Below are 22,528 nucleotides of genomic sequence, written 5' to 3' on the forward strand. Positions count from 1 at the left end.
TCGAGAAGACTCAGCGCGGGCACCCCATGGCGGCCGCTCTGCTGCGCTGAGCTTCGAGCGCATCGGCCGATGGCTGCTCGTCGAGTCGAGTCGGCCAGCCTTGCATGTGGCGCTCGGTGAGGGCTTTCAACGCTCGAATCCAGGCCGGGTCATCGTTCAGGCACGGGATGTACTCGAACCGCTTGCCGCCGCTACCCAGGAACGCTGCTTTGGCTTCCATCGCGATTTCTTCCAGGGTTTCAATGCAGTCGGATACAAACCCAGGGCAGATCACATCAACCGATTCCACCCCTTGTTGGGCCAGTTGTTTCAGTGTGGGCTCGGTATAGGGCTCAAGCCATTTGGCGCGGCCAAAGCGGCTCTGGAAGGTGACCACGTATTCTTCAGGTGGCAGGCCAAGACGATGGGCCAGCAGCCTTGCGGTTTTGTGGCATTCGCAATGGTAGGGATCACCTTTGAGCAAGGTGTGGTGAGGCATGCCATGAAAGCTCATGACCAGCTTGCGGGCTTTGCCGTTCTGGCGCCAGTGTTGTTCCACTCGCTGGGCGAGGGCATCGATGTAGCCTGCGTCATCGTGGAAGCGATTGACGACGCGAACTTCCGGCAAGTTGCGCACCGTCAAACCCCAGCGATAGACGTCATCGAGCACACTGGCCGTGGTCGCGCCAGAGTACTGTGGGTACAGCGGCACGATCAGGATGCGTGTGGCCCCGGCTTGCTTCAGTGCATCAAGCTCTTTGGCGATGCTGGGTTGGCCGTAGCGCATCGCGTGGCGCACGATCACCTTGTGGCCGTCTTCGCCCACATAGCCTTGTAGCAGTTTGGTTTGCCTTTCGGTCCAGACCCGAAGCGGGGAACCGTCCGGCATCCAGATGCTGGCGTATTTGGCCGCCGACTTCGCGGGGCGGACACGCAAGATGATGCCGTGCAAAATTGGCTTCCACACCAGCGACGGGATTTCGACCACACGTGGATCGCTCAGGAATTGCCCAAGGTAGCGTCGCAAGGCGCTGGGAGTGGGCTCCTCCGGTGTGCCCAGATTAACCAGCAGGATGGCAGTCTGGGGAATTTGTCCGTGTCGGTAATCGGGCTCTGGGCGGTAGCTCATTTGGAAGGTGGCAAAAGTTCGTTTGCCAGTTGGCAAAGAATGTTGGTCACCTCAATGATATCGATGGGTTTGGTCCAGTAGCCGGTAAAGCCCTCACTGTGCGCCTTCGCGACATCTTCAGGCATGGCATCTGCGGAGCACATGTAAGCCGGCGCATTTTGCAGGCCGGGTACCGTGCGCAGGGCCCTGAGCACCTCAAAGCCAGACATGCCCGGCAAATGGGCATCCAGCACAAGGACGTCAGGCGTCTTTTCTCGTGCCACAGACAGGGCCACTTGGCCGTCTTCTGCCACTTCAAGCTCGATTTGAGCGTAGGGTCTCAATGCCTCTTCGAAGAGCATGGCATTGATGCGGTTGTCTTCAACGTAAAGCACTCGCAGCGGGCGTGCGAGTGGGGAAGCATCAGACGTCTCAGACGGGGTGTTCATCATGATCGAACAAATCGACCAGCCGCCTGATGCCGGGAAGGCTGGCTGGGGGTAGGCTTAAACTGCTGGCCGCATGACAAGATGTGCCGGGTCCCGGAGCCCGGTTGACTTCGAATCTCCATGTGTCCTCCCATGGCTTCGATCAGCAAACGTTGCAATCATAAGCCCCAAGGTCGTGCAGTCGTTGTCAGAAGTGTCACATCTGAGTATTTCCCTGCATGTGCTGACGCATTCACGCTGCAATCGACCCGTGCGGTGTTAAGCGGACAAGGTTGGTGCTGACAGGACTAACTGAAATCCGTGTAGGAAAGGGCGTCAGGTCGCGTCGACATCGCCATAACTCAGCACTTCGAATCGAACCTTGGCGGCGCTTGGGTCGTTGGGCGTGGTGCCCAGGTAGATTGAGCCGGTGCCGTGCAAGGTGCAGGTGCCGCGTCTCAGGGTCAGCACCTGTTCGTCGTGGTCAAACTGAACGTGGGTGCCGTTGTAGCTCTGGTCGCTCAGATAGAAATGCCCGCTGTGGGACTCGATGCGGGCATGTGTGCGTGACACACGTGAATCGTTGATGCAAAAGCCTGCCTGTGGGCTGCGCCCCAGTTCCAGAGGCATGTCAGCCGAGGTGTAGGTGCGGTCTGTTTCGTCGTTGAAGAGGCGAATGCCCTCGGGCATGTCAGCGCCAGACAGCTCAATGTGCATGGTGGTCACCGTGTCGCCGAAGCGCCGGTTTTCCATGCGCAGCACAGCTACCGGCTCCTTGCGTCCACGCAGGTGCAGTTTGTCGATGCTGCGGAAGCGCGATTGCAGATCGGTGGGCAGTTGCCGGTGCAGGGGGCCGGTGATCAAGGTTTCGTTGTCGCCGGCGAGGTCGAGGATGCGAGCAGCGACATTCACCGCGTCGCCGAAGCAATCGTTGTCGAGTTCGACGATCTCACCCCAGGCCACGGCCGTTTTCAGCTTGATGGCGGTTTCTCTGCCTGGCAGGCCGCCAGGAACCACGGCGGAGCGTTCCAGCGACTCTTGCAAGCTGGCAGCAGACTCCACCGCGCGTTCCGGGTCGCGGAACACGGCCATCAGGCCATCTCCCAGCGTTTTGATGACGCGACCGCCGTTACGGGCCACGATTTGACCGAGCATGGCCAGGCTGTGCGTGACAACCGTGGCTGCCTCGCTGTTGCCTAGTTTCAGGTACAGGGCTGTGCTGCCTCGCAGGTCAGCAAACAGCACCGCACATTGCCGGGTGTTGCTCATGCCGGCATCTTGACGTGAAATCCTGCCGGGCGGTGTGAAGAAATACGCACAAATCGCCGGTTGATTTGTTTCAACAGGCAAAAGAAAACCCGGCCGAGGCCGGGTTTGACTCGCAGGTGTCTGGAAATCAGAGGTTGTCCAGATAGGTGCGGAGCTTGTCGGAGCGGCTGGGGTGCTTGAGCTTACGGATGGCCTTGGCTTCGATCTGACGGATGCGCTCGCGGGTCACGTCGAACTGCTTGCCGACTTCTTCCAGCGTGTGGTCAGTCGACATTTCGATACCGAAACGCATGCGCAGCACCTTGGCTTCGCGCGGGGTCAGCGAATCGAGGATGTCCTTCACCACATCGCGCAAGCCGGCTTGCATGGCAGCTTCGATTGGCGCAGTGTTGTTGGTGTCCTCGATGAAATCGCCCAGGTGGCTGTCGTCGTCGTCCCCGATGGGTGTTTCCATCGAGATCGGCTCCTTGGCGATCTTCATGATCTTGCGGACCTTGTCCTCCGGCATTTCCATCTTGGCAGCCAGCGTGGGGGCATCGGGCTCAAAGCCGAATTCCTGCAAGTGCTGACGCGAGATGCGGTTCATCTTGTTGATCGTTTCGATCATGTGAACCGGGATACGGATGGTGCGGGCCTGGTCGGCGATCGAGCGGGTGATGGCCTGACGGATCCACCAGGTTGCATAGGTCGAGAACTTGTAGCCGCGACGGTATTCGAACTTGTCCACCGCCTTCATCAGACCAATGTTGCCCTCCTGGATCAGATCCAGGAATTGCAGGCCACGGTTGGTGTACTTCTTCGCGATCGAGATCACCAAACGCAAGTTGGCCTCAATCATTTCCTTCTTGGCATCGCGCGAGGCACGTTCGCCCTCGTTCATGCGCTTGTTGATTTCCTTCAGGTCTTCGATGGGCACGACGGCCTTGGCCTGCAGGTCGATCAGCTTCTGTTGCAGTTCCTGAATGGCGGGCAAGCTACGGCCCATCACGGCGCTGTAGTTCTTGCCAGCTTGGGACTCTTTCACCGCCCATTCCAGATTCAGGATGTTGGGTGGGAAGTCCTTGATGAACTGGTCTTGAGGCATGCCGCACTTGTCGACCACAATCTTGCGCAATTCGCGTTCGTAGCGGCGCACGTCGTCCACTTGCGAACGCAGGACATCGCACAGGCGCTCAATGGTCTTGACGGTAAAGCGAATGGTCATCAGCTGGTCGCTGATGGCCTGCTGAGCCTTGTTGTAAGACGCCGATTTGTAGCCGTCCTTCTCGAAGGCCTTGGCCATTTTCTCGAAGTTGTCGCGCAGGTCGTCAAACTTCACCAGGGCCTGGTTCTTCAGCTCTTCGAGCTTCTTGGTCAGCGCCTTGGAGCCGCCATTGCCATCGTCATCGTCGTCTTCGTCGAATTCGTCGAAGTCTTCTTCGGCCACGTAGTCATCGGCTTCGTCGGCGGCGACAAAGCCGTCCACGACGTCGGAGATAGGCTGTTCACCGGCGCGGATCTTGTCCGACAGGGACAGGATTTCAGCGATGGTGGTGGGCGAGGCCGAAATGGCCAGCATCATGGCTTGCAGGCCACCTTCGATGCGCTTGGCAATTTCGATTTCGCCTTCGCGAGTCAGCAGTTCGACGGTGCCCATTTCGCGCATGTACATGCGGACAGGGTCAGTCGTGCGGCCGAATTCGGAGTCCACCGTGGACAGGGCAGCTTCAGCAGCTTCTTCAGCTTCTTCTTCGGTGGCCGTGGACTGGGCGCTGTTGGAGATCAGCAGCGTCGCAGCGTCAGGTGCCTGCTCGTAAACCGCCACGCCCATGTCGTTCAACATGGAAATGATGGCCTCGAGGATTTCGTTCTCGACCAGCTTTTCGGGCAAGTGGTCGTTGATTTCCTGATGAGTCAGGAAGCCACGGGTCTTACCCAGCTTGATCAGGGTCTTCAGGTCTTGGCGACGCTTGTTGACTTCGTCTTCGGTCAGCGTGGTGTCGTCGATGCCGAATTCACGCATCAGGGCGCGCTCCTTGGCGCGCGACACCTTCATGCGAAGGGGTTTGGCCTTGGGCTTGTCTTCGCCGCCTTCTTCGCCACCTTCCGCTTCAGCTTCGGTGGCGTCCAGATCGGCTTCGATGTCGGCTTCGAGGTCGCCCACATCGTCTTCGTCAAAGGAAGCCTTTTTGGTTTCCTTCTTGGTGGACTTGGCGCCTGCAGACTCGGTTGCAGCCTTGGGCTTGCGGCCCCGCTTCTTGGGTTCGCTAGCGGTGGCTGTGCTGTCAGCGGCCGATGCGGCCTTGGTTTTCTTTTCAGTCACTTCTGCAGCGTCAGCGGTCTTCGCGGCTTTTTTCGCGGTCATGCGGGAGGTCCTCGAACAAATTCTGGGGGCTTGTCGAACCCTCCATTATCCCTCAAGCGGGGAAGGGCGTCAAAGCAAAGGCGGGATGGAGGGGGGCTGCTATCCAGATATGGGGCGTTTCTGGCTGATTTCAAGCTTCAGCGCCAGAGACTGCCGGATCAACTCGAGCTTTTGACTCTCAGCTGCTTCGGATAGTTCACCGGATTGATTCAGTAACTCGAGTTTCTCTCGGATCAGCTCCAATTCGAGGGGTTTGATCATGTACAGCAGGCTGGTGACGGTTTCCTTGGCCTCTGACAGATCGAGGAATCGGCTGATTCGGTCGGCCAGTTGAGTGAAGCGCCCGCCGTTTTCGGGCTTCTGACCGAAGTCGTCGTCATTGTCGCGCATCTGGCGCATCAAGTCGTCCGCGGGCAGAACGCCCTGGTCGACAATGGTTTTGTCCAGCCAGCGAAAGAACTCGCCGTAAGGGGGATCTTGCTCGCACAACAGGTCATGGACCGATTCGGGGAGTTGTTCCCAGAAATCGCTGTGATTGACCAGCAGCCAGGCGATGCGGTCCAGCGGCGTGGCCGCTTGGGGCAAAGGGCGCGCTGCCACCGGGCTGCCGTGCTTTTGCCAGCGTGTGCCGTCGCGCCAGCGTTTGCCTTGCCGGCCTTCACCGGACCATTTGGATGAACGTGAGCGATTCGGGTAGCCGCCCGATGTGTCGCCATAACCGCCATCGGGGCCTCCGCCCTGGTGGCCACTGTAGCTGCCATCGTCAAAATCTGGGGGCTGCCAGTGATCGCCAGCGCCGAAATCATCTGGCTCAAACACGGGGATCTCGTCAGGGCCATCGCCGCGCGTGGTTTGACGCGCGCCGTGTCCGGATCCGCTGCGAGGTCCCTGGTTGTGGCCTTCGTGAAGACGCTTGCGTACTTCCTCAGGCTGGGTGCGAGCCTGTGTGGCCAGGTCGTCGGCAATCTGGCCTTTGAGTGCGCCATCGGGCAACTGCCTGATCAGCGGGATGGCCTGAGCCAGAAGACGCGCACGACCTTCGGCGGTGTCGAGGTCGCAGTCGGCGCTGGCGTGCTCGATGATCTGCCGCGAAAGCGGAACCGCCTTTTTGACGCACGCCTCGAAGGCCTCGGCCCCGAACTCGCGGATGTAGCTGTCGGGATCGTGCTCGGCGGGCAGGAACAAGAAGCCGATGCGGCGCGTGTCGGTGGCAAAGGGCAGCGCGGCTTCCAGCGCACGACCGGCAGCCCGCCGGCCCGCAGCGTCGCCATCAAAGCTGAACACCACGTGTTCGGTGAAGCGAAACAGCTTTTGAACGTGTTCGGCCGTACAAGCCGTACCCAGTGTGGCGACGGCATTGCCAAAACCCCACTGCGCGAGGGCCACCACGTCCATATACCCTTCGGTGACGATGGCGTAGCCCTTGTTGCGCAGAGCAGCGCGACCTTCATAGAGGCCATACAGTTCACGGCCTTTGGTGAAGACGGGGGTTTCGGGCGAGTTCAGGTACTTGGGTTCGCCCTTGTCCAGAACCCGGCCACCAAAGCCGATCACTTCGCCTTGCGGGTTGCGAATCGGGAACATGATCCGGTCGCGGAAGCGGTCGTAGCGTTTGCCCTCGTTTTCGCCCGGCTGTGGGTCTTGAGTGATGACCAGGCCGGCCTCGACCAGAATGGGGTCATCGTATTTGGGGAAGGCGCTGGCCAGGCCGCGCCAATTCTCGGGGGCATAGCCCAGCGCGAAGCGCGCGGCAATTTCGCCGGTCAAGCCGCGGCCTTTGAGGTACTTGACCGCTCTCGGGGTGATTTTGAGCTGCTGCTTCCAGTGTTTCATGGCTTGCGCCATGACGTCGGTCAGCGTGGCCTGCTTTTCTTTTTGCGCCTTGGCTCGCTCGCGGTCCTGGGGGCTGCTGTTGTCATCGGGAACCGGCATGCCCTGCATTTGCGCCAGTTCCTTGACTGCCTCCACAAAACCGAGTCCCCCGTTTTCCATCAGGAAGCCCAGGGCGTTGCCGTGCACGCCGCAGCCGAAGCAGTGGTACGTCTGGCGACTGGGGCTGACGATGAAGCTGGGCGACTTTTCCCCGTGGAAGGGGCAGAGGCCCTTGAAGTTGATCCCGGCCTTTTTAAGCGTGACATGGCGCCCGACGACTTCGACGACGTCGGTTCGGGCGAGCAGGTCCTGAATGAAAGACTGTGGGATCACGGTGGAAACAAAAAACCCCGGCGCTGTGGGGCGACGGGGCCTGTGCGTTCAGCCGAAGCTGAAAGAGATCAGCTTGCCAGGGCTTGCAGCGCGCGGGCGGTGATGTCGTCCACCGAGCCAACACCGCTGATTTTGCGGCATTGAGGGGCCACTGCGTCGCCAGTCGCTGCCCACTGGGAGTAGTAATCAACCAACGGACGGGTCTGCTGGTGATAAACCTCCAGGCGCTTGCGCACGGTTTCTTCCTTGTCGTCGTCGCGCTGGATCAGGTCTTCGCCTGTGGCGTCGTCCTTGCCTGCCACCTTGGGTGGGTTGAAGACGACGTGATAGGTGCGACCCGATGCCACGTGGACACGGCGACCGCTCATGCGCTCGATGATGGAGCTGTCGGGAACGTCGATTTCCAGCACATAGTCGATCTTCACGCCGGCGGCCTTCATGGCTTCGGCTTGAGGAATGGTGCGAGGGAAGCCGTCGAACAGGAAGCCATTGGCGCAATCGGCTTGCGCAATGCGTTCCTTGACCAGGCCGATGATGATGTCGTCATTGACCAGACCACCTGCATCCATGACCTTCTTGGCGGCCAGACCCAGCTCGGTGCCGGCCTTGATGGCAGCACGCAGCATGTCGCCGGTCGAGATCTGGGGAATGCCAAATTTCTGGCACAAGAAGGCAGCCTGGGTGCCCTTGCCGGCGCCAGGGGCGCCCAACAGAATGAGTCTCATGTATCTCCTCTATGTCCTGAGCAGGTGGATGCCTGCTCTGACTGCATCAACCCGCGAGGATATCACGCAGGGTTTCAGGTCAGCTGCGGGACTGCCCGTAGAGCGGTGATCCAGCGCAATTTAGGTCAGTCTGTGAGGGCTCGTCGTTGTTGTGCACCAAGTTGGTGTCAACCTGCAGCAAACACGGCGCGCACGCGCTCCAGATCTTCGGGGGTATCAACCCCAGCTCCGGGTGCCTGTTCCGTGACATGCACGGCAATGCGCTCGCCATGCCACATCACTCGCAGCTGTTCCAGCGACTCGATGGTCTCCAGTGGGCTGATGCTCAGTGACGGAAAGCGACGCAGGAACCCGGCGCGGTAGCCATAGATGCCGATGTGGCGCAAAGCAGGTGCCACTGCGCTGCAGGGCTGTCCCGCCACGGGGGCGTCGCGCCACCAAGGAATGGGGGCGCGCGAGAAGTACAAGGCGCGGCCGGCGGCATCGAGCACGACCTTCACCACGTTTGGATTGGCGAACAGTTCAGCTTCGTGAATCGGGTGCGCTGCCGTGCTGACGACGCAATCGGGGCGCCGGTCGAGTTGAGTGGCGCAGGCGTCGATCAAGGCAGGATCGATCAAGGGTTCATCGCCCTGTACGTTCACCACCGCATCCTGGCCATCGAGTCCAAGCAGTTCGCAAGCTTGGGCGAGTCGGTCGCTGCCTGTGGGATGGTCGTCACGCGTGAGCACGCATTCAATGCTGTGGGCTTGGCAGGCTTCGACGATGCTGGGGTGGTCAGCGGCCACCACAATTCGGCTGGCTTGGCTCTGAGCGGCGCGCTGCGCCACACGGACCACCATCGGTGCACCACCGATGTCGGCCAGCGGCTTGTTGGGCAGACGGGTGGATGCCAGACGAGCCGGAATCAGAACGGTGTAGCTCATCTCAGTCGGCTGCGGGCAGCGGGGCGTGCATGGGAATGGGCCGCAGGTTGTCATCCACGGCCACGGCTTCGCTTTCCAGCATCACCGGGATACCGTCTCGGATCGGAAAACCAAGTTTGTCAGCTGCACACACCAGGTGGTCACTTTGGGCGGGACGCTGCAGCGGGCCCTTGCAAACCGGGCAAACGAGCAGTTCGATGAGTCGGGTATCCATGGTGTCAATTCTTTGGGTGAGGATTGGGGAGTTTGCCCAAGGCCTGGTCGAGTTCCAGCCAGAAAGAGGGCGCTGGCTGGTAGTCGAGTGCCGCTACCCACACCGTCGTGTGGGGGCGTTGGCGGCGTATCTCGTCAGGCGATAGTTTGACAGCATCTTTCTCGGTCACGATGACTTGCGTCACAGACTCAGGCCAGGGCAGGGTGCTCAGGTCGGCGTGGTCAGCCAGTGGGTGGCCGTGGACCCGCCAGCCTTGGGCTGTCAGTTGCTGAAAAAAACGATCAGGCTGGGCGATGCCGGCAACGGCCCAGACGGGCTCGGGGCCCTGGTTGTCTGGCGTCAGCGGGGGGGGCTGGCGATCACGGCGGCCATGCCACCAGTCATTCAACTCGATTAGCGGAGCGGTGCTTTTGGTGACACAGTGCCCGGGCAGGTCGGTGCTGGGTTGGGCGGCGTTGTACAGCACGATCGGGGCGGCGCACAGATCGGCCGGCGCGGGCGTGTTCACCGGTTCACGCAAAGGGCCTGCCGGCAGCAGCCAGCCATTGCCTTGGCCGCGTTCGTCGAACACGATGACTTCGATGTCCCGATGCAGGGGAAGATGTTGCAAGCCGTCGTCACAGACGAGGATGTTGACCTCCGGGTGACGGTCGAGCATGGCGTGTCCACCGCGTACGCGCAGCGGGTCGATCATCACAGGCACTTGGGTGCGGCGCCAGATGAGCCAAGGTTCGTCGCCTGCGTCCGTTGCCGTGAGGGTGGACTGGCTGTTGGCGTCTAGCAGCAAAGGGCGAGGGTGAGTGGACTCATCGGCCTTGTAGCCGCGGGTCAGCACGCCGGGGCGCCAGCCTTTTTGCTGCAGGTACTGCAGGATGGCGATGGTGGTCGGGGTTTTGCCAGCACCTCCCACAATGCGGTTGCCCACAACCAGTACAGGGCAGGGCAGGCGCGTGGCGGACGACAGTCCCAAGCGGTAGCTCAGGCGACGCAAGCCGGCCAGTGCGCCGAACAGTTGCGACAAGGGCCACAAGGCGCATGCCAGTGGCCCTCGGTGTCGCCAAGTGGTTTGAATGTCAAATGCCACGCGGTGAAGTCAAAGCGAGCAGTGCGAGTGAGTCTGCGCCATCACTGACCGGCCGCTGCAGCGTCAGATTGACCTTGTGTGGCAAAAGTCAGTTGCGACAGCCCCACGCGACGCGCAGCGTCCATCACGTTGATCACGCTCTGGTGCGTGGCTGAGGCATCTGCCGTGACCACGATGACCGTGTCCTTGGCAGAGCCTGCCGCGGCGTTGAGCGCAGCAGCCAGACTCTCCACCCCGCGCGTCTCCAGAACCCGCTGGTTGATCACATAGCGGCCGTCAGCCGACACCAGCACCACCAACTCCTTGGGGCGGGGCTTGGCCGACTGTGCATTGGCGGTCGGCAGATTGATCTTCATCTCGGTGAACTTGGCGTAGGTGGTGGTCAACATCAGGAAGATGAGGATCACCAGCAGCACGTCGATGAAGGGAATCAGGTTGATTTCCGGTTCTTCCTGAGTCCGCGTACGGAAATTCATGGCCATGGACAGGCTCCTAGCTGCAAACCGGGGTTCAGCGACGAGCGCCTGTCAGGCGCAGCAGGTGCGGCACCATGCGCTCTGAGGCCTGTTCCATTTGCAGGGTGTAGGCGTCGACCCGCGCACGGAAATGGCGGAAGAACATCAGCGAGGGGATGGCAACGATCAGACCGAAGGCGGTGTTGTACAGCGCCACCGAGATACCGTGAGCCAGTTCCATGGGGTTGGCACCCGCTGTGCCAGTCGCTGCGCCCGAGGCGCCGAAAATTTCGATCATGCCGATGACGGTGCCGAGCAGACCCAGCAGGGGCGCGGCGCTGGCAATCGTGCCCAATGCGTTCAGGTTGCGTTCGAGTTGATGGACCGCATCGCGTCCGGCAGACTCAAACGCGCCACGCAGATTGGCTTCAGTGATGCGCGGGTCGGCAGCGGCGGCGCGCAGGCCGTGGGCCAGAACCAGACCGAGCGTGGAGTTCTCGGCCAGTTTGTTGATGGTGTCGACCGTGGGCATGCTGGTGCGGGTGACGGAGATGACCTCGTCAACCAGGCGCGCGGGTGCAACACGGGTGCTTCGCAGGCTCAGGAAGCGCTCAATGATCAATGCCAAGGCGGCAATGGAGCACAGCACGAGCGGAATGATGGGCCAGCCGGCAGCTTGAAGGATCGACAGCAACGCAAACTCCCTTGGGAAAACGGATCAAGAACAACGCAAGGGGCGAGATAGCCCTGCCTGGATGTGTGTTTGAGGGTTTGGATTATGGCCTTGAATTCCGAGGTCGGTGCCTCGGAAGAGTCATGGGATCGGGGGGCTAGGGAGTTTCCTGGGGGTGTGCGAACGATCGTTCGCCGACACAAGTGCTGCGGTGCCGCATTCATCCACTGTTCCTGTGGATAACTTTGTGGGTAAGGCTGTTGAATCACGCCGCAGACCGCGCAAATAAACGATCTGAGGTGGTTTGCTGAATTTTTGTGCAGCAAATAACTCAATAAAATCAATTACTTATGACGATATTGCGTTTGTGTGACGGGGGTTGATGGCGCTTGGATGGACGCAAAAGGACTGTGGATGGGCATCATCTGGGTTGACAATGGCGCGCTTGACAATGTGGTGATCGGCAGCGCTGGAATTCGCGCCTGCCACGCCTTCGAAACATGAGTAACTGGATGTCTTCTGGACGACCGGCGTCCCGCGTGTGGGGGGTCTCGTCGCTCATTCAAGCGATCGCCGACAGCCTGACGGCTCGCTTTGCCCAAGTCACCGTTCGGGGTGAAATCAGTGGGTTCACGCGAGCGGCCAGCGGTCATGGCTACTTCACCCTCAAAGACGAACGGGGAGGGGCCAGCTTGCGCTGCGCCATGTTCCGCCGGGCTTTGGGCAGCATTGATTTCACCCCCTCGGAGGGGATGCTGGTGGAGGCGCGAGGCAACCTGTCGGTTTACGAGTCGCGCGGTGAGTTGCAGTTGGTGGTGGAAGGGCTTAGCCGGGCGGGGGCGGGTGCCCTGTTTGAGCAATTTCTTCGTTTAAAGGCCAAGCTGGAAGCCGAAGGCTTGTTTGATGCTGACCGCAAGCGCTCGATTCCTGCTCACCCAAAGCGAGTGGCGGTGGTGACTTCGCTGGCCGCCGCCGCTTTGCATGATGTGCTGACGGCTTTGCGTCGTCGTGCGCCTCATGTGGAGGTAGTCGTTGCGCCGTGTTCGGTTCAGGGCGCGGAGGCGCCTGCCCAGATTGTGGAGGCGCTGGCAGAAGTGCAGCAATTCCATAGGAGCACCGGGGCGATCGACACCATCATCCTTTGCCGTGGGGGCGGGTCTTTGGAGGACCTGTGGTCATTCAATGACGAGCGCGTCGTGCGCGCGGTGGCCGAGTCGGTGGTGCCTGTGGTGTGCGGCGTGGGGCACGAAACCGACTTCACGCTCAGCGATTTCGCAGCGGACCTGCGCGCGCCCACGCCGACGGCGGCGGCCGAGTTGGTGGCGCGGGATCGAGACGACCTTGCTGGAGAGTTGCTCAGCATGGAGCGCATCTTGCAGTTGCGTATGCAGCGGAAACTGGATGGCGCGGCGCAGACGCTGGACCAGTTGATGGCGCGTTTGCGAGCCCCAGCGCAGGTGGTGTCGAGTCGATTGCAGGCCCTCAAGGTGTTGGAGCATCGCTTGCATGACGGTGTCCGGCAGCGCTGCCGCCTGGAGGGGCAGGGCTTACCTGGCTTGGCGCAACGAATGAACCGGGCCGCCTCTGTGGCGTTGCAGAGACAGGCCTTTCGGCTTGAGTCCCTGCAGTCGCGGTGTGACAGCGTCAATCCGCGGCGAGTGCTGGAGCGCGGTTATGCATGGCTCAGCTCAGGTCAAGGCAAGCCTGTGGTGTCGGTTGCTCAGGTACAGGTCGGGCAGACGATCGATGCCGTCATGGCAGACGGATCGATCGAGTTGGATGTCACTGCGGTGAAGCCAGCCAGCGCGTCTTAGGCAACATTAAATCCCGGTGGCGGTTTGGGCATTTTTTGCGCTGGATCAAAACCCCTGGCGACATGCCTACAATCGCTGCTGCACGTTTACACGTTCCTCCATAACCCAACAGGAAAAGCAACATGGCACACACGCTTCCTCCCCTGCCGTACGCGCAAGACGCTCTGGCGCCTCACATCTCTGCTGAGACCTTTGAGTACCACTACGGCAAGCACCATCAGGCCTACGTGACCAACCTGAACAACCTGATCCCGGGTACCGAGTTCGAGAACGCTTCGCTGGAAGACATCATCAAGAAGTCCAGCGGCGGCATCTACAACAACGCTGCCCAGATCTGGAACCACACCTTCTTCTGGAACTCGATGAAGCCTAACGGCGGCGGCGCTCCTACCGGCAAGCTGGCTGACGCCATCAACGCCAAGTGGGGTAGCTTCGATGCTTTCAAGGAAGCTTTCACCAAGTCGGCCGTGGGTAACTTCGGTTCGAGCTGGACCTGGTTGGTGAAGAAGGCTGACGGCTCGGTCGACATCCTGAACACCGGCGCAGCGGGCACCCCCATGACCACTGGCGACGTCGCTCTGCTGACCATCGACCTGTGGGAACACGCCTACTACATCGATTACCGCAACCTGCGCCCCAAGTTCGTGGAGACCTTCCTGAACCACCTGGCCAACTGGGAATTCGCGGCCAAGAACTTCGGTTGATCCGTTGTTTTTCCTCACCAAGCCGGGCTTTGCCCGGCTTTTTTATTGAATGCCTTGCTGCACCGCCGCATTCAATGAACGCTGAGCAAAAAAGGTTTCCGTACCGGGTGTGGAATTAGTCCGAATCCGGTGGTACATTGGGTACCGGTTTTTACAGGCCCTTCCCGTCGCCCTTGCTGGATTTTGTTTACAGCAGTCAGCAAGGCGGGTCGCAATCCGCCAACCGGTCAAGCCGTGTCGCGGAAGGTTTTCCAACCAGCCAATGTCCCGGCAGACCCGGGAGTGAGGTGAGCGAAATGATGCAGCAGTTCAGGTCGAACTCGTACCTGTTTGGGGGCAATGCCCCATACGTTGAAGAGTTGTACGAGGCGTACCTCGACAATCCCGGCTCTGTGCCAGACAACTGGCGCGCCTACTTCGACGCCCTCCAGAACGTTCCCGCAACAGATGGCACGGACCACCGCGATGTGGCTCATGCACCTGTGGTCGAATCGTTTGCGCAACGCGCCAAGGCCAATGCCTTCATGGTCAAGACCAGCTCAGCTGATCTGGCTGTGGCTCGCAAGCAGGTTCACGTTCAGTCGTTGATTGCTGCCTATCGCTTCCTCGGTTCCCGCTGGGCCGATCTCGATCCGCTCAAGCGCCAGGAACGCCCCAAGATTCCTGAACTAGAGCCCACGTTCTATGACCTGAGTGAGTCCGACATGGACATCACCTTCAGCGCCACGAACACCTATTTCACCAAGGCCGAGCACATGACCCTGCGGGACATTCTGCAGGCTTTGCGTGAAACCTATTGCGGCAGCATCGGTGCCGAGTTCATGCACATCACCGACCCTGGTGAAAAGCGCTGGTGGCAAGAGCGCCTGGAGAGCATTCGCTCCAAGCCCACCTTCAGTGCCGAGCAGAAAAAGCACATCCTCGATCGTCTGACGGCCGCCGAAGGGCTGGAGCGTTTCCTGCACACCAAGTACGTGGGGCAGAAGCGCTTTTCGCTGGAAGGAGGCGAAAGCTTCATCGCTGCCATGGACGAACTGATCCAGCGTGCCGGTGAAAAGGGCGTGCAGGAAATCGTGATCGGCATGGCCCACCGCGGCCGTTTGAACGTGCTGGTCAACACCCTGGGCAAGCAGCCCAAGGATCTGTTCTCCGAGTTCGAACACACTGCGCCTGAGAACCTGCCTGCGGGTGACGTGAAGTACCACCAAGGCTTCTCGTCTGACGTGTCCACCCCCGGCGGTCCGGTTCACTTGTCCCTGTCGTTCAACCCCTCGCACCTGGAAATCGTGAACCCGGTGATCGAGGGGTCGGTCAAGGCCCGTATGGACCGCCGCGGTGACGTCAAGGGCGCGCAAGTGCTGCCGGTTCAAGTGCACGGCGACGCCGCTTTCGCCGGTCAAGGTGTGGTGATGGAAACCTTGGCACTGGCCCAGACGCGTGGCTACTACACGGGTGGCACGGTTCACATCGTCATCAACAACCAGATCGGCTTCACCACGTCAGATCCCCGCGATACACGCTCCACGCTGTATTGCTCGGACGTGGTCAAGATGATCGAAGCGCCCGTGCTGCACGTCAACGGAGACGATCCGGAAGCGGTCGTGCTGTGTACCCAGTTGGCGCTGGATTACCGCCAGCAGTTCAACAAGGATGTGGTGGTAGACATTGTCTGCTTCCGCAAACTGGGCCACAACGAGCAAGACACTCCGTCGATGACCCAGCCGCTGATGTACAAGAAGATCGGTCAGCACCCCGGCACCCGCAAGGTGTACGGCGACAAGCTGATCGGTGGCGGCACCTTGCCCCCCAACGGGCCTGACGACATGGTCAAGGAATACCGCGCAGCCATGGAGGCGGGCAAGCACACGGTCGATCCGGTGCTGACCAACTTCAAGAGCAAGTACGCGGTGGACTGGACGCCCTACCTGGGCAAGAAGTGGACCGACAGCGCCGACACGGCCATTCCGCTGGCTGAGTTCCGCCGCCTGGCTGAGCGCATCACCACCATTCCCGCTGACTTCAAACCTCACCCCCTGGTGCAGAAGGTCATCGACGACCGTGCCGCCATGGGCCGTGGCGAAATGAACGTGGACTGGGGCATGGGTGAGCACATGGCCTTTGCCTCGCTGGTGGCCTCGGGTTATCCGGTGCGCCTGTCGGGTGAGGACTGCGGTCGCGGCACCTTCACCCACCGCCATGCCGTGCTGCACGATCAGAACCGCGAGAAGTGGAGCGAGGGCACGTACGTGCCGCTGCAACACATTGGTGAGAACCAGGCGCCCTTCGTCGTGATCGACTCGATCCTGTCTGAAGAAGCGGTGCTGGGCTTCGAGTATGGCTATGCCGGCTCTGATCCCAACAGCCTGGTCATCTGGGAAGCCCAGTTCGGCGACTTTGCCAACGGCGCTCAGGTGGTGATCGACCAGTTCATTGCCTCGGGTGAAGTGAAGTGGGGTCGCGCCAATGGCCTGACCCTGATGCTGCCCCACGGCTACGAAGGCCAAGGCCCTGAGCACAGCTCGGCTCGCCTGGAGCGCTTCATGCAGCTGGCTGCCGACAACAACATGCAGATCGTGCAGCCCACCTCGGCCAGCCAGATCTTCCACGTGTTGCGTCGCCAGATGGTGCGCATGTTCCGCAAGCCGCTGGTGCTGATGACACCGAAGTCCCTGCTGCGTAACAAGGACGCCACGTCGCCACTGATCGAGTTCACCAAGGGCGAATTCCGCACCGTGATCGGTGAGGTGGATGAGACCATCGAGGCCAGCAAGGTCAAGCGCCTGATCTGCTGCTCTGGCAAGGTCTATTACGATCTGGTCAAGAAGCGCGCTGAGAAGAAGGCCAATGATGTTGCCATCTTGCGTGTGGAACAGCTGTATCCGTTCCCACATAAGGCTTTCGCAGCCGAACTCAAGAAGTATCCGAATCTGACTGAACTGGTGTGGTGCCAGGACGAGCCTCAGAACCAGGGCGCCTGGTTCTTCGTTCAGCACTACATCCACGAGAACATGGCCGAAGGGCAGAAGCTGGGTTACGCCGGCCGTCCGCCTTCAGCGTCGCCTGCGGTGGGGTATGCCCACCTGCACCAGGAGCAACAGAAGGCGCTTCTGGACCAGGCGTTCGGCAAGCTCAAGGGCTTTGTTCTCACCAAGTAACAGTCACAGGCGTCATGACGCCGTGCTGAGTCTTGCCCGATCGGTTGATGCGCTCAGTGCGCCCCGCAAGACCCACGGCGTTCGCAACGGAGAAATTCAAAATGGCAATCATTGAAGTCAAGGTTCCTCAACTGTCCGAGTCCGTCGCAGAAGCCACGCTGCTGCAATGGAAGAAGAAGCCCGGCGAAGCCGTGGCTGCGGACGAAATCCTGGTTGAGATCGAAACCGACAAGGTCGTGCTGGAAGTGCCTTCCCCTTCGGCTGGGGTGCTGTCCGAGTTGGTTGTGGCAGACGGTGGCACCGTGGTGTCCAACCAGGTCATTGCCAAGGTCGATACGGAAGCTTCGGCTGGCGCAGTGGCGGCACCCGCTGCCGCTGTGGCACCGGCAGCGGCGCCCGCAGTGGCCGCTGCCGCCTCGGCAGGCGGCAGCAAGTCGGATGTCGCCATGCCCGCCGCAGCCAAGCTGCTGGCTGATAACGGCTTGAGCGCATCGCAGGTGGCTGGCACCGGCAAGGACGGCCGTGTCACCAAGGGCGACGTGCTCGCTGCCGTGGCCGGTGGCGCGAAGCCTGCCGCACCAGCGGCGGTATCGGCGACAGCTGGTATTCCTACTGGCGTGCCTAGCAGCTCGCTGCCTGCCGTGGCGGCACCGATTGGCCCGAACAACCTGGGCGACCGACCCGAGCAGCGCGTGCCCATGAGCCGTCTGCGTGCTCGTGTGGCCGAGCGTTTGCTGCAATCGCAAGCCACGAATGCCATTCTGACCACCTTCAACGAAGTCAATATGGCGCCGTTGATGGAGATGCGCAAGAAATTCCAGGAGAAGTTCGAGAAGGAACATGGCGTGAAGCTTGGCTTCATGTCGTTCTTCGTGAAGGCGGCTGTGCATGCCTTGAAGAAGTTCCCTGTGCTCAACGCGTCGGTGGATGGCAATGACATCGTCTATCACGGCTACTTTGACATCGGTGTGGCCGTGGGCTCGCCCCGTGGCCTGGTGGTGCCGGTGCTGCGCAACGCCGATCAGATGACCTTTGCCGAGATCGAGCTGAAGATCGCCGAGTTCGGTGTGAAGGCGCGCGACGGCAAGTTGGGCATTGAAGAAATGACAGGCGGCACCTTCTCCATCTCCAACGGTGGGGTGTTCGGCTCGATGTTGTCGACTCCCATCATCAACCCGCCACAGTCGGCCATTCTGGGGGTGCACGCCACCAAGGATCGTCCCGTGGTGGAGAACGGTCAGATCGTGATTCGCCCGATCAACTACCTGGCCATGTCGTATGACCACCGCATCATCGACGGCCGCGAAGCCGTGTTGGGTCTGGTGGCCATGAAGGAAGCGCTGGAAGATCCAGCCCGCCTGTTGTTCGACATCTGACCTCAGGGGCCAGACCATGTCTTCGGTGGCAGAAGAACTCGAACGGTTGGCGGCCCTGCGTGATCGCGGGGTCATCACCGAAGACGAGTTTGCTCGGCTCAAGGCTCGACTGATCGAGTCGGGGCTGGTGTCTGCTCCGATGGCCGATGCCACCTTGTCCGTGAACCGATTGCGTCGGTCTCGTGAAGACCGATGGCTGGGTGGCGTTTGCGGCGGCATTGCCCGCCTGACGGCGGTCGAGTCCTGGGTCTGGCGTCTGGTCTTTGCGCTGTTCTTCTTGTTCTGGGGCTTTGGCCTCTTGCTCTACATCCTGCTGTGGATCTTCGTACCTGACGAGTGATCGACGGCCCAACCAGCACACATCATGTCCAATCAATTCGACGTCATCGTCATCGGCGGGGGCCCTGGTGGCTACATCGCTGCCATTCGTGCCGCCCAGCTGGGTTTCAAGGTGGCCTGCATTGACGAATGGAAAAACGCCAAGGGTGGCCCCGCGCCCGGCGGCACCTGCACCAACGTCGGCTGCATTCCCTCCAAGGCTTTGCTGCAGTCGTCGGAGCACTACGATCAGGCCGCGCACCACTTTGCTGACCATGGCATCACCGTGGAAGGCTTGAAGATGGATGTGGCCAAAATGATTGGCCGCAAAGACACCGTTGTGAAGCAGAACAACGATGGCATCTTGTACCTGTTCAAAAAGAACAAGGTCACCTTCTTCCATGGCCGTGGTTCCTTTGTGAAGGCGGCCGAGGGCGGCTACGAAATCGCTGTGGCGGGCGACAAGCCTGACACCTTAGTGGGCAAGCACATTGTGGTGGCCACGGGCTCGAATGCGCGCCAGTTGCCCGGTGTGCCTTTCGATGAAAAGCTGGTGCTGTCCAACGATGGCGCCTTGGCCATTGGCGAGGTGCCGACCAAGCTGGGCGTGATCGGCTCGGGTGTGATTGGCCTGGAAATGGGCTCGGTTTGGCGCCGCCTCGGGGCGGAGGTCACCGTGCTGGAAGCTTTGCCCACCTTCCTGGCAGCTGTTGACGAGCAGGTGGCCAAGGAGGCGCAGAAGGTCTTCACCAAACAGGGCCTGAAGCTGCAGCTGGGTGTGAAGATCGGCGACATCAAAACCTCCAAGAAGGGCGTGTCGGTGGCGTACACCGATGCCAAAGGCGAGGCGCAGAAGCTCGAGTGCGACAAGCTGATCGTGTCGATTGGCCGCGTGCCCAATACGAATGGCCTGAACGCCGAAGGCGTGGGCTTGAAACTGGACGAGCGTGGCGCCATTGTGGTGGACGACGACTGCAAGACCAATCTGCCCAATGTGTGGGCGGTGGGCGATGTCGTGCGTGGCCCCATGCTGGCGCACAAAGCTGAAGAAGAGGGTGTGGCCGTGGCCGAGCGCATTGCCGGTCAACATGGTCATGTCAACTTCAACACCATTCCCTGGGTGATCTACACCAGCCCAGAGATCGCTTGGGTCGGCAAAACCGAACAGGCGCTGAAGGCGGAAGGACGGGCCTATAAGGCCGGTTCCTTCCCATTCATTGCCAATGGCCGTGCCCGAGCCTTGGGGGACACCACTGGTTTCGTGAAGTTCCTGGCTGATGCCCAGACAGACGAAATCCTGGGGGTGCACATCATTGGCCCATTTGCCAGCGAGTTGATTTCAGAAGCCGTGGTGGCCATGGAATTCAAGGCCAGCGCCGAAGACATCGCGCGCATTTGTCACGCTCACCCTAGTCTGAGTGAGGCGACGAAGGAAGCGGCGCTCGCGGTGGACAAGCGCACCTTAAACTTCTGAGTTTGCCGCGCGCAACTCGATCAGGGGTGGCCAGGCTGCCCCTTTTTTTTCGTCTAATGAATTTGCTGTATGCCTGCCTACGCCATTTCCGTGACCCAACTGTATGAAAAGAGCCTGGTGGAGCGTGGCTACAAGGCCGATGCGGCACAACTCAAGGGCATTGCTGCCCTACAGCGATGCCAGGACGAATGGGCGGGCTACAAGCGCCAGCGATCGAATGCACTGACCAAGATGCTGCGCTACCCGAACCTGCCTCGAGGGGTGTACATGTATGGCGGGGTGGGGCGCGGCAAGAGTTTCATCATGGACTGCTTTTTCAATGCAGTGCCCATTCAGCGCAAGACGCGTTTGCACTTTCACGAGTTCATGCGTGAAGTGCATCGCCAGTTGCATGAACTCAAGGGCGTGGCGGACCCGCTGGAGGTGTTGGCCAAACGCATGTCGCGCAAGCACCGCCTGATCTGTTTCGACGAGTTCCATGTGGCCGATGTGACCGACGCCATGATCTTGCACCGCTTGCTGGACGCCATGTTCCGCAATCGCATGAGCATCGTCACCACGTCGAACTTCCACCCGGATGAGTTGTACCCGAATGGCTTGCATCGCGATCGCATCCTGCCTGCCATTGAGCTGCTCAAAAGTCAGTTGGAGGTGGTCAATGTGGACGCCGGTACCGACTATCGCCGCCGCACGCTGGAGTTGGCGAATCTGTACCTGACTCCGCTGAGCCCAGAGGTGAAGGCCCAGATGGACGGCATCTTCAACCAACTGGCCGAGACGGCAGACGAAGACCCTGAGCTGCACATTGAGCACCGGGTTTTGAAAGCCCATCGGCGTGCCGGTGGTGTTGTGTGGTTTGACTTCCAGACGCTGTGCGGTGGTCCGCGCTCGCAAAACGACTATCTGGAACTGGCCACGCGCTTTCACACCATTTTGCTCAGCGATGTGCCCCACATGCCGGTTCGCCTGGCGTCTGAAGCTCGGCGATTCACCTGGTTGGTCGATGTGCTGTATGACCGGCGTGTGAAGCTGGTGGTGTCAGCTGAAGTGCCGCCTGAGCAGCTCTACACCGAAGGCCCGCTGGCGCACGAGTTCCCGCGCACCGTGTCTCGCCTGAACGAGATGCAGTCGAAGGAGTATCTGGCTGAAGAGAAGCGCAACGTCGATACGTCGCTGACCTGAGCCCGCCCAGGCAGAAGTTCAGCGGGCGGCTTCGACGCGCACCAGGGCCAGCGAAAGGTTGTCTCCGCCTCCACGGGCGCGATGGCGTGCCTTGCCCACCAGCATTTCGGCAGCTTCACGGGGAGGCAGGGTGTGCACGATGGCGCCCAGCTCTTTTTGAGTGAAGTAGTGCCACAGGCCGTCACTGCAGGCCAATAGCGTGTCACCAATTTCAAGTTGCGGAATGTGGTGGCTGTCTAGCGGTGGATCAGTCTGGGTGCCCAGGCAGCCCGTTAACAGGTTCGACTGGGGGTGTACATTCGCCTCTTCTTCCGTGATCTGGCCCTCGTTGACCAGGCGCTGCACGTAAGAGTGGTCGCTGGTGCGGAACATCATGTCGGGGCCGCGGAAGTGGTAGACCCGCGAGTCACCGGCGTGCACGATGTCGGCGCTCAGATCGGGCGTGACGATGAACGAGGCGATGGTGCTGTGCGGCTCTTCCTCGAAGGCGATGGCCGTCAGTTTGATCATCAGGTGCGCCTCTTCCACGAGCTGGCGCAGGTTCATTTCGGCATCGTCTTTGCTGGGCACGAAGCGGTCAAACACCTGGCGGGCGGTCATGATGACTTGGTCAGCGGCCTTGCGCCCCCCGCTCTTACCGCCCATCCCGTCGGCCACGACAGCCAGCAGGCAACCCTGTACCCGGGGGTGAACAATGACTTCGACCTGGTCTTGCTGGTAGGCGCGGTCGCCTCGGTGGATGCCTGTTGCTGCGACAAGGCGGAAACTGGACGGTGATGACATCATGGGGAAAACTATAATCTGGAAAAGACCGGTCCCGGGGGCAGGCGATCCCTCGGTTCATCCGCATATTTGCGCCAGTTCGTGAGCCAGTTGGCTACTTCGATGCAAGACAACCTGCATTCTCCCCATCGCCTGCTGATCGAGTTGCGTATTGAACATGCCGACCTCGACAATCTGATCGACCTGACGGCAGAAAAACAGCCGGTCGACGAGCTGGCCCTGCGGCGCCTGAAGAAGCGTCGCCTCATGCTGCGCGACCAGATTTCGCGGCTGGAGACCATGCTGGACCCCAAAGAGCCAGCCTGAACCGGC

At 60.6% G+C, this 22,528-nt stretch carries 20 protein-coding genes; 8 read left to right on the plus strand and 12 right to left on the minus strand.

Features of this window, described 5'->3' with window-relative positions:
• Positions 1 to 10: 10 nt before the first annotated feature.
• The 11 genes from hemH to VFW72_RS04145 form a co-directional block, all read right to left on the minus strand.
• Positions 11 to 1,108, minus strand: a complete 1,098-nt coding sequence (hemH, locus tag VFW72_RS04095; protein WP_329672995.1) for a ferrochelatase — start codon at positions 1,106 to 1,108, stop codon at positions 11 to 13.
• Entirely contained in the window at positions 1,105 to 1,536 is a 432-nt protein-coding gene (locus VFW72_RS04100) for a response regulator (RefSeq protein WP_329672996.1), read from the minus strand. Before VFW72_RS04100 ends, hemH begins: the two co-directional genes overlap by 4 nt.
• A 315-nt stretch (positions 1,537 to 1,851) precedes the next feature.
• Positions 1,852 to 2,784: an adenylate/guanylate cyclase domain-containing protein gene (locus VFW72_RS04105; protein ID WP_329672997.1), complete on the minus strand. Its 933-nt coding sequence runs from the start codon at positions 2,782 to 2,784 to the stop codon at positions 1,852 to 1,854.
• Between the two features lie 127 nt (positions 2,785 to 2,911).
• Positions 2,912 to 5,128, minus strand: coding sequence for an RNA polymerase sigma factor RpoD (gene rpoD / locus VFW72_RS04110; RefSeq protein WP_329672998.1), 2,217 nt, complete (start codon positions 5,126 to 5,128; stop codon positions 2,912 to 2,914).
• 99 nt (positions 5,129 to 5,227) lie between these two features.
• Positions 5,228 to 7,333, minus strand: coding sequence for a DNA primase (gene dnaG, locus VFW72_RS04115; protein ID WP_329672999.1), 2,106 nt, complete (start codon positions 7,331 to 7,333; stop codon positions 5,228 to 5,230).
• A 68-nt stretch (positions 7,334 to 7,401) separates the two neighbouring features.
• Positions 7,402 to 8,058, minus strand: a complete 657-nt coding sequence (gene adk / locus VFW72_RS04120; RefSeq protein ID WP_329673000.1) for an adenylate kinase — start codon at positions 8,056 to 8,058, stop codon at positions 7,402 to 7,404.
• Between the two features lie 167 nt (positions 8,059 to 8,225).
• A complete protein-coding gene (gene kdsB / locus VFW72_RS04125; RefSeq protein WP_329673001.1) occupies positions 8,226 to 8,984 on the minus strand; it encodes a 3-deoxy-manno-octulosonate cytidylyltransferase in 759 nt (252 codons plus the stop codon).
• Position 8,985: 1 nt separating this feature from the next.
• The gene (locus tag VFW72_RS04130) at positions 8,986 to 9,198 is read right to left on the minus strand and encodes a Trm112 family protein (RefSeq protein WP_329673002.1); all 213 of its coding nucleotides are present in this window, start codon (positions 9,196 to 9,198) and stop codon (positions 8,986 to 8,988) included.
• Positions 9,199 to 9,202: 4 nt separating this feature from the next.
• Positions 9,203 to 10,282 (minus strand): tetraacyldisaccharide 4'-kinase, encoded by a 1,080-nt coding sequence (gene lpxK, locus VFW72_RS04135; protein ID WP_329673003.1) that lies wholly within the window; start codon positions 10,280 to 10,282, stop codon positions 9,203 to 9,205.
• 41 nt (positions 10,283 to 10,323) lie between these two features.
• On the minus strand, positions 10,324 to 10,758 hold the full coding sequence (locus VFW72_RS04140) for a biopolymer transporter ExbD (protein ID WP_329673020.1): 435 nt from the start codon (positions 10,756 to 10,758) through the stop codon (positions 10,324 to 10,326).
• Positions 10,759 to 10,792: 34 nt separating this feature from the next.
• Positions 10,793 to 11,431 carry a MotA/TolQ/ExbB proton channel family protein gene (locus tag VFW72_RS04145; protein WP_329673004.1) on the minus strand — a complete coding sequence of 213 codons (639 nt, stop codon included), beginning with the start codon at positions 11,429 to 11,431 and terminating at the stop codon, positions 10,793 to 10,795.
• A gap of 491 nt (positions 11,432 to 11,922) precedes the next feature.
• Between VFW72_RS04145 and xseA the strand changes: the two genes are divergently transcribed.
• From xseA to zapE, 7 genes are all read left to right on the plus strand, one after another.
• Entirely contained in the window at positions 11,923 to 13,224 is a 1,302-nt protein-coding gene (gene xseA / locus VFW72_RS04150; protein WP_329673005.1) for an exodeoxyribonuclease VII large subunit, read from the plus strand.
• Between the two features lie 122 nt (positions 13,225 to 13,346).
• Entirely contained in the window at positions 13,347 to 13,928 is a 582-nt protein-coding gene (locus tag VFW72_RS04155; protein WP_329673006.1) for a superoxide dismutase, read from the plus strand.
• Positions 13,929 to 14,224: 296 nt separating this feature from the next.
• Complete coding sequence (locus VFW72_RS04160; protein WP_329673007.1) at positions 14,225 to 17,083, plus strand: 2-oxoglutarate dehydrogenase E1 component; 2,859 nt, start codon at positions 14,225 to 14,227, stop codon at positions 17,081 to 17,083.
• Between the two features lie 101 nt (positions 17,084 to 17,184).
• On the plus strand, positions 17,185 to 18,459 hold the full coding sequence (gene odhB / locus VFW72_RS04165) for a 2-oxoglutarate dehydrogenase complex dihydrolipoyllysine-residue succinyltransferase (protein WP_329673008.1): 1,275 nt from the start codon (positions 17,185 to 17,187) through the stop codon (positions 18,457 to 18,459).
• 16 nt (positions 18,460 to 18,475) lie between these two features.
• Positions 18,476 to 18,799 carry a PspC domain-containing protein gene (locus tag VFW72_RS04170; RefSeq protein ID WP_329673009.1) on the plus strand — a complete coding sequence of 108 codons (324 nt, stop codon included), beginning with the start codon at positions 18,476 to 18,478 and terminating at the stop codon, positions 18,797 to 18,799.
• Between the two features lie 24 nt (positions 18,800 to 18,823).
• Positions 18,824 to 20,251, plus strand: coding sequence for a dihydrolipoyl dehydrogenase (gene lpdA, locus VFW72_RS04175; RefSeq protein WP_329673010.1), 1,428 nt, complete (start codon positions 18,824 to 18,826; stop codon positions 20,249 to 20,251).
• 69 nt (positions 20,252 to 20,320) lie between these two features.
• Positions 20,321 to 21,433: a cell division protein ZapE gene (gene zapE, locus VFW72_RS04180; RefSeq protein WP_329673011.1), complete on the plus strand. Its 1,113-nt coding sequence runs from the start codon at positions 20,321 to 20,323 to the stop codon at positions 21,431 to 21,433.
• Between the two features lie 18 nt (positions 21,434 to 21,451).
• Here zapE and VFW72_RS04185 read toward each other — a convergent pair whose 3' ends face one another.
• The gene (locus tag VFW72_RS04185) at positions 21,452 to 22,216 is read right to left on the minus strand and encodes a PP2C family protein-serine/threonine phosphatase (RefSeq protein WP_414638773.1); all 765 of its coding nucleotides are present in this window, start codon (positions 22,214 to 22,216) and stop codon (positions 21,452 to 21,454) included.
• Between the two features lie 102 nt (positions 22,217 to 22,318).
• Here VFW72_RS04185 and VFW72_RS04190 point away from each other — a divergent pair, with 102 nt between their 5' ends.
• Positions 22,319 to 22,522 (plus strand): YdcH family protein, encoded by a 204-nt coding sequence (locus VFW72_RS04190; RefSeq protein WP_329673013.1) that lies wholly within the window; start codon positions 22,319 to 22,321, stop codon positions 22,520 to 22,522.
• The last annotated feature ends 6 nt before the right edge of the window (positions 22,523 to 22,528 follow it).

The sequence above is a fragment of the Aquabacterium sp. genome, assembly GCF_036273115.1.
Lineage (GTDB): Bacteria > Pseudomonadota > Gammaproteobacteria > Burkholderiales > Burkholderiaceae_C > Aquabacterium.

Excerpts from the sequence above, each read along its gene's own strand:
- hemH (WP_329672995.1), bottom strand. The coding sequence starts at position 1,108 with ATGAGCTACCGCCCAGAGCCCGATTACCGACACGGACAAATTCCCCAG.
- VFW72_RS04100 (WP_329672996.1), bottom strand. The coding sequence starts at position 1,536 with ATGAACACCCCGTCTGAGACGTCTGATGCTTCCCCACTCGCACGCCCG.
- VFW72_RS04105 (WP_329672997.1), bottom strand. The coding sequence starts at position 2,784 with ATGAGCAACACCCGGCAATGTGCGGTGCTGTTTGCTGACCTGCGAGGC.
- rpoD (WP_329672998.1), bottom strand. The coding sequence starts at position 5,128 with ATGACCGCGAAAAAAGCCGCGAAGACCGCTGACGCTGCAGAAGTGACT.
- adk (WP_329673000.1), bottom strand. The coding sequence starts at position 8,058 with ATGAGACTCATTCTGTTGGGCGCCCCTGGCGCCGGCAAGGGCACCCAG.
- kdsB (WP_329673001.1), bottom strand. The coding sequence starts at position 8,984 with ATGAGCTACACCGTTCTGATTCCGGCTCGTCTGGCATCCACCCGTCTG.
- VFW72_RS04130 (WP_329673002.1), bottom strand. The coding sequence starts at position 9,198 with ATGGATACCCGACTCATCGAACTGCTCGTTTGCCCGGTTTGCAAGGGC.
- VFW72_RS04140 (WP_329673020.1), bottom strand. The coding sequence starts at position 10,758 with ATGAATTTCCGTACGCGGACTCAGGAAGAACCGGAAATCAACCTGATT.
- xseA (WP_329673005.1), top strand. The coding sequence starts at position 11,923 with ATGTCTTCTGGACGACCGGCGTCCCGCGTGTGGGGGGTCTCGTCGCTC.
- VFW72_RS04155 (WP_329673006.1), top strand. The coding sequence starts at position 13,347 with ATGGCACACACGCTTCCTCCCCTGCCGTACGCGCAAGACGCTCTGGCG.
- VFW72_RS04160 (WP_329673007.1), top strand. The coding sequence starts at position 14,225 with ATGATGCAGCAGTTCAGGTCGAACTCGTACCTGTTTGGGGGCAATGCC.
- odhB (WP_329673008.1), top strand. The coding sequence starts at position 17,185 with ATGGCAATCATTGAAGTCAAGGTTCCTCAACTGTCCGAGTCCGTCGCA.
- VFW72_RS04170 (WP_329673009.1), top strand. The coding sequence starts at position 18,476 with ATGTCTTCGGTGGCAGAAGAACTCGAACGGTTGGCGGCCCTGCGTGAT.
- lpdA (WP_329673010.1), top strand. The coding sequence starts at position 18,824 with ATGTCCAATCAATTCGACGTCATCGTCATCGGCGGGGGCCCTGGTGGC.
- zapE (WP_329673011.1), top strand. The coding sequence starts at position 20,321 with ATGCCTGCCTACGCCATTTCCGTGACCCAACTGTATGAAAAGAGCCTG.
- VFW72_RS04185 (WP_414638773.1), bottom strand. The coding sequence starts at position 22,216 with ATGTCATCACCGTCCAGTTTCCGCCTTGTCGCAGCAACAGGCATCCAC.
- VFW72_RS04190 (WP_329673013.1), top strand. The coding sequence starts at position 22,319 with ATGCAAGACAACCTGCATTCTCCCCATCGCCTGCTGATCGAGTTGCGT.